Origin of the sequence: Burkholderia sp. CCA53, assembly GCF_001685525.1 — a bacterium.
In the GTDB taxonomy this organism is placed as follows: Bacteria; Pseudomonadota; Gammaproteobacteria; order Burkholderiales; family Burkholderiaceae; genus Burkholderia; species Burkholderia multivorans.
Window position 1 is genome coordinate 3,523,358 of sequence record NZ_BDDJ01000001.1, and the last position, 9,436, is coordinate 3,532,793.

The following is a 9,436-nucleotide window of genomic DNA, read 5'->3' on the forward strand; positions in this document are numbered from 1 at the left end:
CAGTCCCAAGGCTGGCCAGCTTTCCCGCCGCGTGTCGCAACAGGCTTGGCTTGCAGTATCAGCGCTCAATCGGCATGCGTGAAAGCGCCCGTCTGTCCGGGCTGCCAGGCCTGGGAGAGCCGACTTGCTCATTTTAGCGAGTGAAACGAAAAAGCCCCGCGCGGCTTTCACCGGCGGGGCTTACGAATCTTGCGGGCGCGACTCTCCACGCCTCGCCACAGATAATAGTCGATCCTGATTCAGTTTACAAGCCCCTCCGCAATCAATTTCGGCCGAAGCATCTGTTTCGCCTCCACGTAGTCGGATTCCTGCGCATCGGGATAGCGCGGGTTGTGCCATACCTTCGCCCCGACTTCCATGTTCTTCATCGCCACATTGACTGCGATCCGGTGCTTGATGCCAAGCTTGTGGATCAGCGGCTCGACGCGTTCGCCGATGGTCTTGCGGATCTGGTAGTCGACGAGATCGTTCAGGTCCGAGTGATCCATGAACTGGCGGCTGATCCGAAAATCCCGGCAGGTCGAATCCGATCCGGAATACGATCGCACCTCAGTAAAACCATTCGACCATCGATACCAGTGATATAGGATTTCGTCTATCTCGTCATATTGCGGAATCGCGACGGTGGCGGCTGTTTTGAATGATTCGGTAGCGTTCATCGGGTTTCCGTTGTTTGGCTGTTGGAGATTTTTCGAAGCTCGGCGCGGTAGAACGCCTTCATCTCGATGATTTCGGGAATGGTCAGCTTCAATGGCGCGTGCGGGCCTTCCAATCGCTCGACGGCCTCAAGGCCGATCTTCTGGACGAGGCCGGCGCGATAGGCGATCAGGTTGCCGGACAGGTGAACGTTGCACGGCCCGCACTGCTTGTTCACGTTGAGCGGATCGAACCGGACGGACGGGTTGGAACCAACCGATCGATAGTGGCCGGCATCCCACTGCCCTTTCCAACTGGCCGGGCGGCCGCAGGATATGCAGGGCAAATCAGCATCGCGTGCACGAATCCATCGGTTGAATACGGCCTGCAACTCCCGCAAATGTGTGCCGCGAGTCTTCGCCTTATCGAGCGCCTCACGCAATGATTTGCGCTCTGCGCGTTGAGCTCGAGCTAGCTTCCGCGCCTTCTCCTTCTCAGTCAGGGCGACGGCGCAGGCCGTCGAACAAACCTTCTGAAGCGATCGAGCCGGCGTGAAAACGACGCCGCACTCCCGGCATTTCTTCGGCTTGAGGGTCGCGCGCATCAGCACAATTCGGCCCTCGTCTCGGATGCAGAAAGTTGCGCAGCCATCTGTGCGAACGGATTCGATTGCTTCCGGACTCGCACCGCGACAGGCTTCGGCGCGTCCATGCGCGTGCCCAGTGCCCAGATGGCTTTCGGTCGACGCGTGGTCGGGATCCAGCGAACAATGTGCAACTCGCCCCGATGCCGAGCAATCGTCTTCAGGACGGTGCTTTTGTGTGTTTCCAACACGTCGCACAATTCATAAATCGACAGTCCCCCTGACTGCTGCAGGGCGATGCGCATACGCGGCCACAGGAGATTCTCGCGCGTCTCAATGCCAATATGGCCTACAGGGCGATGCAGTTTCCATCGACCAATTGCGCGACGGATAGCATCACTGCTGACGCCAGTTGCGGTCGCAATATCGCGCAACGGAACGCCCAATTCATACATCCGAGTAACGAGCGCTTTTTCGTTGGAGCGCCAGAAATGCGGGCTCATGCGACTACCTCATTTGCATCTTCACGCCGCTCCGTATCTGGCATGTATCCGCTGACGTGCGTCGGCCCGATGACGCCGCCGACCGGCTCACGATCCGCCGGCACCCCGCGGCCGAGCGCGGACGTCTGCTCGATCAGGAATCGCTCGAGCCGCAGCAGCCAGCCGTAGGCGTTCTTGTCGGCATCGGCCCGGAAAGCCAGATCATGGCCGTTCGGGTGCCCGCGCAGCTCCTGCCGGCTCAGCCGAATCGCTTCCTCATCTCGGCCACGCAGCGCAATCGTGAGCCGGCAGATCGTCGAAAATCGCTCGCGCAGCGCCAGCGTGATCGCCGCGTTCGCGCTTGGCGGCTGCTCGTGATGGCAGAAACACCACCACTGGCCGCCGCTGCCGAGAGTGCCGAGCAGCGGGCACCCATATGCGGAGCACATGCCCCAAGCCTGTCCGGAATCGTTCATGCCGCAACCTCCCGCGCCCGCTGGCGCATTACGCTTTCGCACTTCTCGAGCAACCACGCATGGTCGCGGCCCGGCGGGCAGACAACGCCCAGCTCGGACGCCTTGCGCTCGATGCCGGCCGGCGTGCGCTTCCACGAGTTGTCCTCGCGCTTCTGCTGCGCGGGTTTCGGGTTCAGCAGGTCCGCGATGATCCCGGCGAGATAATTCGGACCGACAGGCTTCTCAAGCCCACGAGACGCCACGACCGACAAAGCCGCGTCGAGAATCTCGTTCGTCACGCGGACGTCGTCGCCCCATGCAGCGATGTTCGGGTTCACGCTGTTCGCGCCGATTACTCCACGTTGCCGCAGGTAGACCGCGATCTCGACAGCTCTCGAAACCGAAGAAGCGCTGTTCGGCGTAGGCGCGCCTACCTCCGGTTGAAGCTGTGACGACGCTTCTAGGGGGTTATATGGAGTCTGGCTTATGGCTTCTGGAGTCTGGTTAGCCGTTGCGTCACGCGTGACAGGTTGTGTGACAGGACGTGATTCATATGTCTCATTGTCACGCCCTGTCACGCGTGACAGGATCGCTTGAAGCTGTTCGGTACTCGTGTCGTACGGCGGGACGATGTCGTGCTTTCGCAGCTCGTCGAACAGCTTGCGACGACGGTCACGATGGCGCCGCTGGCGATCGCGTTCGTTCTCGCGCTTGGCGTCGCGGTCGATCTCACCCTCTGCTGCATCAGCGATCTCGCGCTCGCAACGCTGCTGGATCCACGTGCCATCGACCAGCTCAAAGAATTCGCCGAGGACAACCTTCAGTGCGGCGACTTCATCGCGAGCGCGCGCGCCAATGAGGCGTGCAGCCTGGTCGTCAGGAATGCCGGACTCGCGCGTGTAGTAGACGTCGAGCAGGCGCGTATAGACGCCATGCTCGAGCAACGACAGATGCGCCGTGTCCTTCAGGTAGTCGCCGATGTGGCGCTTGTAGAAATTCACCGCGCCTCCTACTTGCGCATGAGCCAAACGAACAGCCCAGCGAGGATCACGGAAAGCGCGATCCAGGCGCTAAGGGCATACAGGAGCGTGCTCATGCCGTCACCTCGTCTTCGATGTCGTCGGTGATGGGGAGGCCTGACACAGGGCGAAGATATGCGTCTGGGAATGCGCGCTCTGCTATCTGGTCGTCACCCCATTTCAATCGATCCCCCCGAATGACCCAGCAAACTCCCCATCCCTCCAAGTCGGCCGCGATTCGCTTGCCTTCTCGGGTGACGAAGATTTCCCCATTCACTGCGAGTCGGACTACTTCCACGATCTTGCCGACACCTTTCCCGCACCGCGTACGAGTCACGATCGCGATATCACCCGGTTTGCAGTTCATGCCCGCCCTTCCTTGACGCGCTGCTGCTGCCGCGTCTCGAGATACTTGAACGCCATGCTCTCCAGCGCCGTCAGTTCGTGCGCGTCGACGACCATGGAATCGACCGGAACGACCTGCAGGCCGGCGGCGGCCAGAAGCAGCGCCCACCGGTTCAAGTCGTCCAGCGCGCGGCTGATGGTGCTAGCCGACACGCCCATGCAATCGGCCACATGCGCCTGCGTAACACGTGCAACCGCGCGCAAGATCTCGGATTCATTGCGTGCACCGAGCATGCGTGTGTTTTCGATCTCGGACGCCGAAACTGTTTCCACGGTACTCATGCGGGCACCTCGGATTTTTCGGCGCGAAAGCGCGGCGGCGTCCGGAGATACGCCCAATCGACTGCGGTGTTGAGGGTTTCGCACTTGACCTTGCCACCTGAGAACTTCTCGATCTCGGGGCAATGTTCCGGAGCGAAATTGCCTCGGCGAATGAAGTCGTAGATGGCGCCGCGCGACAGTCCGAGATGCACGGCCAAGGCGCTTGCGCCGCCGGCAGCTTTGACAGCATCACGAAGTTCCATCTGCCGCGCCGCGGAGAGGGTTTCTCCATCCATGGCGATTTACTCCAATTTGTGAAGGGTTGCTACACATGATAGGCGAAGCAACGCTACACACGCAAGTGTTAAGTTTCACTTCACTATGAATATGGGCTCGATCATCCGTCAGAAGCGCAAAGCGCTCGGTCTGACGCTTCAGGAAGTTGGCGATGTTTTCGGCATCACGCGTAGCGCAGTTGCTTCGTGGGAGCGCGGGGATACGCGGCCGGATCAGGACAAGCTGACGGCGCTCGCGCGCCTTCTCAAAACGTCTACGACATACCTGTTGACTGGCGACCAGCAGCATGACAGGCCGGGGCTTTATCTGCCGGCGCTGTCGAAAATGCAAGACGAACAAAATGACCTCGATCTATTCGACGTCAATGTCGTAGCGGGCCCGGATATTAAGGGGAAGCTTCCATTGATTTCGTGGGTGCAGGCGGGGAACTGGACAGAGGTTGTCGACAACTTTCAGCCGGGCGATGCAGAGGATTGGATCCCGTGCCCTTTCCGGCATGGACCGAACGCGTTCGTCCTGAAAGTCGTCGGTGAAAGCAATTACGATCCGACCGGACCGAAATCGTACTCGTCTGGCGACTACATCGCCGTGGACCCGAGTCGCGAACCGATCAACCGCAGCATGGTCGTGGTGCGCGTCGATCATGAAGACCGCGCCACGTTCAAGCAGCTGCTGATCGAGGAAGACGGTACGATGCTACTGAAGGCGCTGAATCCGAGCTGGCCCAATCGAGTATTTGAGATGCCGCCGGGTTCCCGCATCGTCGGCGTCGTCATCGGCAAATGGATACCGGAATGAAGCTGATCGTCGGAATGACCGTACTTCTATGCTCGCTCGGCGCGCACGCGGCGCCGACGCTCCCGGATGACTGCAAGGCTCCGCGGATGGATGCAATGGAGCGCTCGGCGATTCCGCAGCTTCTTGATCTCGAGCCTGGCACCGCGCAGATCAGGGCCATCCATACGATCGGCGGATCCGGCGCCTATGAATATCAGCCCGGCCTTTGGCGAATCGACTGCTGGATCGATGTGACATGGTCCAATGGCACTGTTGATCGCGACTTCAAGTTCAGCGCCTGGACCGACCGATACGGCGGCTACAAAGGAGCCTACGGGCCGCCGCGCTAATCCACCTTCAACAACGAATCCCGCCCAGAGCGGGATTTTTTTCGATCAGAAAGTGTAGCGACACTTGACATGATGCGAAGTATCTCTATACTTGACGTTGTGTAGCGACGCTTCACATGCGTCAACCGCCCAGGCGGCCCGCTCTTTAACAACCGAAGGTATGCAGGAGCCTCCCTCACGGGACTAGCCCTGCCGGCCGCATCCATGGCCGAAACGTGACGCAGACGAACCGCGCTAGGCCGCTGTACTGGCTACCGGTCGACGGCTGCCGAAGGTCACGAAGGGATGAATTCCCCGCCGGGTCGACCCGGAGCTGGCTCGGCCAGGTGTAGCCGCGGCGCCGGCGGGGAAACGCAACACCACCGCCTTGATGAGCGGACATGCAACCCCGCGTATCCGCCCATCAGTGCAGTCAGTACCGCCGGTCATGTCTCCCGGCAAACCTGTTAGGAGTGCATATGCTCAATCCTCACGTAACAGAGCGTGCCGCCGAGTTCTGGACCGATCGGCAGCAACGCGAATATGACGATGCTGCCGAAGCCGAAGAAGCTGCCTTCCTGCGCGCATCGGAAGAAGTCGAGTTCGACGACGTGATCGAAGCGATTTACGACCTGCCGGAGTCCTTCCGCAACAGGGTTTTCACGGCCTACCTCGACAAATCGGACCGCAAGCATTTCGTCTACCTGCTCGAGCTGCTGTTCGACGATGCGTTCGCTGCGGCAGCCGAGGGTATTGCGAAACGCAAGGGGTACTGACATGACGACCGCGATTATTGGTTTCGCGCTCGGGATTTTTGCCGCCGCCCTTCTGATGATTGCGGCATGCGATGTGTCGCGCAACCGTCATGGGAAACACTGACCAGCCCAGATAACGACAGGATACGACGATGACAACCGACACGAATACCACCGCCCCGCGCTTTACCGTCACGCTCGCCGCGCTTCGCAAAGCTGGCGCGTGCTACGACGGCTACAACAAGCTCGTTCGCTCGCTCCAGGGGCAGCCTTTCACCGATGAGGATGAGGGCCGCGCAAGCTATATCCGCTTCCGGCATGACGCTGAAATCCCCCTGCTCGACATCCTCAAGAGCAACGGCCTCGATGACGCGCTGTGGTCGCTTCGCTGCGTATCCGGCGCTGATCGCGATATTCGGCTGTTCGCCGTCTGGTGCGCACGGCAGGTCGAGCACCTGATGGAAGATCAGCGCAGCAAGGATGCATTGAACGTTGCGGAACGCTTCGCTAATGGTGAGGCCACTGAGGAAGAGCGGGTCGCCGCATGGGCCGCCGCAGGGAACGTCGCACGGGACGCCGCATGGGACGCCGCACGGGCCGCCGCAGGGGCCGCATGGGACGCCGCATGGGTCGCCGCATGGGTCGCCGCAGGGGCCGCACGGGAGGCCGCATGGGCCGCCGCACGGGCCGTCGCAGGGGGCGCCGCACTGGACGCCGCAGGGGCCGCACAAACAGAAATGTTCAAGCGTATGTGCCTTGGCACTGCACCGTGGCAACAAGGAAAGGTTGCTGCCTGACCAACCGCGCCCGCTACGGCGGTCAATCACACCACACCGAGGGATCACATGAACAAGATCAACGACGGGGGACCGGCGTTCGGACAAGTCGTCGAACTGCGATGCGTGCGCGTCGAAATGGACGGAAGCACCGAATGGGAGCCCGAAGCAATGGTTCACGGCGGCCTGACCGTCCGCGACTACTTCGCGGCGAAGGCGTTGACCGGACTGCTTGCTGAGCCGGTCAGCGAAGGCGTTTCGCCGAGTTCGATTCATTGCACGCCGGGTTTTGACGCCGAAGGCGCGCAGCCCGGCGATCGAATAGCCGCCGCCGCATACGCGCTCGCCGACGCCATGCTGCGCGCGCGAGGTGAAGCATGAACGAGATCACCACCATGCCCGAGCTCGAAGCCTGCGGATGGTTCGTGCGCACGAAGCGCACCGACGTCGATGCGGCTGGCTGGCTCGTCGCCGACTGCTCGGCGGCAAATGACCGCGGCTCTATGCTCGCGACGCTGTTCGCCGCATCGCCCAACATGGCCGAGATCCTCGAAATCATCGCCGCCGACGCTGATGCCGGGGCGATCATGCTCACCTCCGGTGTTCGTCTTGCGATCGACGCCGCGCTGATCAAGGCCGGCCGGAAGAAGGCGCCGGAGCCGGTGCGGCACGTGACGATTGCGGGGGTGCGTGATGAGTGATCGCGAACTGCTCGAACTGGCGGCGAAGGCGGCCGGTATGGACTATCTCGTGTGGACTTCGGGACCGTCGCCAATCGTTCCTGCACCGCAGAGAATCGGCGGACGCATGGCATGGAATCCAATTCACAACGATGGTGACGCATTTCGGCTCGCGGCACAGTTGAATCTCGACATTCGATTCTCTTGGTACGACGACACAACCGCCGTGTTTGTCGGCGGAACTTGGGATGACGCGCCAGAAGCGGTGCACGCGCTATTTGAGCGAGACGTCCTCGCATCCACGCGCCGCGCCATCGTTCTCGCAGCAGCGGAAATCGCCAAGGCACGGGAGGCATGATGCGCGCCCCTCTCAACAGCCCAACACCTGTATTGCGTGGTTACAACCGATCGGTTGTATCGCGCGACTGGTTCCCGCTCGCGGTGATCGGCGCACTGTACCTGATCGCGTGCGGCGTCGCGCCGGCCTATGAACTTCTCGCAGGGATTGCACGATGAACCCGATCACCTACCTGTGCGGCGCGCTCGACCGGCTGTTCGAACGCAATCCGATCTGCGCGATGGCGCTGATGATCGTCCTCGCCTTCGTCTGCATGATCGCGATCGCGTATCTCAACCAGGACAGCGCGTCCGTCACCACTATCAACGCGAGGTATGCGTGATGGGCGAGATCGCTGAATCGATGCTCGACGGCTCGTGCTGCCAGGTGTGCGGCGAGTGGCTCGGCGAGGCCGTTGGCTATGCCGTCACCTGCGCCGCGTGCGGCGACGGCGAGCCGTTGATGTCGGACGGCCAGCAGCGCCGCGCGCGCAACCGCGAACAGTCGAATCTGCTGCTGCGCGAGAACGGCTACGAGTTCGACGAACGCAACGGCGCGGCGCACCTGATCGTGCGCACCGCGCGCGGCACGATCGATTTCTGGCCCGGCACCGGCAAATGGATCACGCGGTTCGAGATCGACGGCCTTAAGGTCGAGGATCGCGGCGTGTTCAACCTGATGAAGTTCGCGGCGCACGCGGGCGCCGCGGTCGATTCGCCGCTCGAAATCCAGTGGAAGCCGCATATGACCGCGCTCGCGCTGCTCGCGTACCGCAACGCGGGATTCATCGTGACCGGTGCGCCGGCTGATTCGCAGGGAGGTGACACATGCTGATCGAACACCTCGACATCGACGAATACCACGCGCGCGGCGAGATTTCGAAGTCGCAGCTCGACACGATCAACGTGTCGCCCGCGCACTTCTGGGCGCTGCATCGCGATCCGCAACGGCCCGCGCCGACCACGCGCGGCGGCCAGCTCGAAGGCCAGCTCGCGCACTGCGCGATCCTTGAGCCCGATGAGTTCGACAAGCGTTACGTGCTCGGCCCAACGCTGAACCGCAACACGAAGGCATGGAAGGAGTTCGTCGACGAGAACGCCGGCCGCATCGCGATCCAGCAGGACCAGTACGACACCGCGTGGCGCCAGTCGGACGCCGTGCGCGCGCTGCCGGAGATACGCGAGGCGTTGTCGCGTGGCCGCGCCGAAGTGTCGGCGTTCTGGACCGACGAGGAAACCGGCGTCGAGTGCCGATGCCGACCTGACTGGGTACACGACTGCGGCGACGCCGGCGTGATCCTGCTCGACCTCAAGACGTACAGCATCGCGAGCCCTGGTGAGTTTCGCCGGCAGGTCGCAAGAAAACGCTACGACGTGCAGGCCGCGCTCTACAGCGATGGCTATGCGAAGGCATCAGGCCGCCCCGTGCTCGGCTTCGTGTTCGTTGCTGTCGAGACGGAATACCCGTTCGCCGCGAACGCGTTAATGCTCGACGAAGAAAGCCTCGAATCTGGGCGCACGAAGTATCGCAAGAACCTGCGCACGTACGCCGAGTGCATGCGCACCAACACGTGGCCTGGGTATTCGACGGGCATTGACATCATCCGCCTGCCGCAATGGGCACTCATCACCGAGGAATAAAAAC

The 9,436-nt window shown here is 61.7% G+C and carries 19 protein-coding genes; 11 read left to right on the forward strand and 8 right to left on the reverse strand.

What is annotated here, in order from left to right; translation table 11 throughout:
- Positions 1–239 precede the first annotated feature (239 nt).
- The 8 genes from BCR55_RS16335 to BCR55_RS16370 all read right to left on the reverse strand — a co-directional run bounded on the left by BCR55_RS16335 (position 240) and on the right by BCR55_RS16370 (position 4,137).
- Positions 240–659 (reverse strand): hypothetical protein, encoded by a 420-nt coding sequence (locus BCR55_RS16335; protein WP_065493980.1) that lies wholly within the window; start codon positions 657–659, stop codon positions 240–242.
- A complete protein-coding gene (locus BCR55_RS16340; RefSeq protein WP_254661812.1) occupies positions 656–1,240 on the reverse strand; it encodes a recombination protein NinG in 585 nt (194 codons plus the stop codon). Before BCR55_RS16340 ends, BCR55_RS16335 begins: the two co-directional genes overlap by 4 nt.
- Positions 1,240–1,722, reverse strand: a complete 483-nt coding sequence (locus BCR55_RS32510; protein ID WP_139094002.1) for a hypothetical protein — start codon at positions 1,720–1,722, stop codon at positions 1,240–1,242. Before BCR55_RS32510 ends, BCR55_RS16340 begins: the two co-directional genes overlap by 1 nt.
- Positions 1,719–2,177, reverse strand: a complete 459-nt coding sequence (locus BCR55_RS16350; protein ID WP_139094003.1) for a hypothetical protein — start codon at positions 2,175–2,177, stop codon at positions 1,719–1,721. The genes BCR55_RS32510 and BCR55_RS16350 overlap by 4 nt, the downstream gene beginning before the upstream one ends.
- Positions 2,174–3,157 (reverse strand): YdaU family protein, encoded by a 984-nt coding sequence (locus BCR55_RS33435; protein ID WP_254661813.1) that lies wholly within the window; start codon positions 3,155–3,157, stop codon positions 2,174–2,176. The genes BCR55_RS16350 and BCR55_RS33435 overlap by 4 nt, the downstream gene beginning before the upstream one ends.
- A 91-nt stretch (positions 3,158–3,248) precedes the next feature.
- Positions 3,249–3,542: a hypothetical protein gene (locus BCR55_RS32515; protein WP_139094004.1), complete on the reverse strand. Its 294-nt coding sequence runs from the start codon at positions 3,540–3,542 to the stop codon at positions 3,249–3,251.
- Positions 3,539–3,862 (reverse strand): helix-turn-helix domain-containing protein, encoded by a 324-nt coding sequence (locus tag BCR55_RS16365; RefSeq protein WP_065493985.1) that lies wholly within the window; start codon positions 3,860–3,862, stop codon positions 3,539–3,541. The genes BCR55_RS32515 and BCR55_RS16365 overlap by 4 nt, the downstream gene beginning before the upstream one ends.
- A complete protein-coding gene (locus BCR55_RS16370) occupies positions 3,859–4,137 on the reverse strand; it encodes a YdaS family helix-turn-helix protein (RefSeq protein WP_249181112.1) in 279 nt (92 codons plus the stop codon). The genes BCR55_RS16365 and BCR55_RS16370 overlap by 4 nt, the downstream gene beginning before the upstream one ends.
- Before the next feature lie 91 nt (positions 4,138–4,228).
- On the opposite strand from BCR55_RS16370, the gene BCR55_RS16375 reads away from it, so the two are divergent.
- From BCR55_RS16375 to BCR55_RS16410, 11 genes are all read left to right on the forward strand, one after another.
- Positions 4,229–4,936 (forward strand): LexA family transcriptional regulator, encoded by a 708-nt coding sequence (locus BCR55_RS16375; RefSeq protein WP_212169358.1) that lies wholly within the window; start codon positions 4,229–4,231, stop codon positions 4,934–4,936.
- The gene (locus BCR55_RS16380) at positions 4,933–5,265 is read left to right on the forward strand and encodes a hypothetical protein (protein WP_065493987.1); all 333 of its coding nucleotides are present in this window, start codon (positions 4,933–4,935) and stop codon (positions 5,263–5,265) included. The genes BCR55_RS16375 and BCR55_RS16380 overlap by 4 nt, the downstream gene beginning before the upstream one ends.
- Positions 5,266–5,723: 458 nt before the next feature.
- A complete protein-coding gene (locus BCR55_RS16385; protein WP_006403333.1) occupies positions 5,724–6,020 on the forward strand; it encodes a hypothetical protein in 297 nt (98 codons plus the stop codon).
- 131 nt (positions 6,021–6,151) lie between these two features.
- Entirely contained in the window at positions 6,152–6,796 is a 645-nt protein-coding gene (locus BCR55_RS16390) for a hypothetical protein (RefSeq protein WP_065493988.1), read from the forward strand.
- Between the two features lie 48 nt (positions 6,797–6,844).
- On the forward strand, positions 6,845–7,156 hold the full coding sequence (locus BCR55_RS16395) for a hypothetical protein (protein WP_065493989.1): 312 nt from the start codon (positions 6,845–6,847) through the stop codon (positions 7,154–7,156).
- Positions 7,153–7,476 (forward strand): hypothetical protein, encoded by a 324-nt coding sequence (locus tag BCR55_RS16400; protein WP_065493990.1) that lies wholly within the window; start codon positions 7,153–7,155, stop codon positions 7,474–7,476. The genes BCR55_RS16395 and BCR55_RS16400 overlap by 4 nt, the downstream gene beginning before the upstream one ends.
- Positions 7,469–7,813, forward strand: coding sequence for a hypothetical protein (locus tag BCR55_RS32520; RefSeq protein ID WP_139094005.1), 345 nt, complete (start codon positions 7,469–7,471; stop codon positions 7,811–7,813). Before BCR55_RS16400 ends, BCR55_RS32520 begins: the two co-directional genes overlap by 8 nt.
- Entirely contained in the window at positions 7,813–7,971 is a 159-nt protein-coding gene (locus BCR55_RS33270; RefSeq protein ID WP_217491747.1) for a hypothetical protein, read from the forward strand. The genes BCR55_RS32520 and BCR55_RS33270 overlap by 1 nt, the downstream gene beginning before the upstream one ends.
- Positions 7,968–8,135, forward strand: a complete 168-nt coding sequence (locus tag BCR55_RS33075) for a hypothetical protein (protein WP_175403804.1) — start codon at positions 7,968–7,970, stop codon at positions 8,133–8,135. The genes BCR55_RS33270 and BCR55_RS33075 overlap by 4 nt, the downstream gene beginning before the upstream one ends.
- Positions 8,135–8,626: a hypothetical protein gene (locus BCR55_RS16405; RefSeq protein ID WP_065493991.1), complete on the forward strand. Its 492-nt coding sequence runs from the start codon at positions 8,135–8,137 to the stop codon at positions 8,624–8,626. The genes BCR55_RS33075 and BCR55_RS16405 overlap by 1 nt, the downstream gene beginning before the upstream one ends.
- Positions 8,620–9,432, forward strand: coding sequence for a PD-(D/E)XK nuclease-like domain-containing protein (locus tag BCR55_RS16410; RefSeq protein ID WP_065493992.1), 813 nt, complete (start codon positions 8,620–8,622; stop codon positions 9,430–9,432). The genes BCR55_RS16405 and BCR55_RS16410 overlap by 7 nt, the downstream gene beginning before the upstream one ends.
- Positions 9,433–9,436 lie beyond the last annotated feature (4 nt).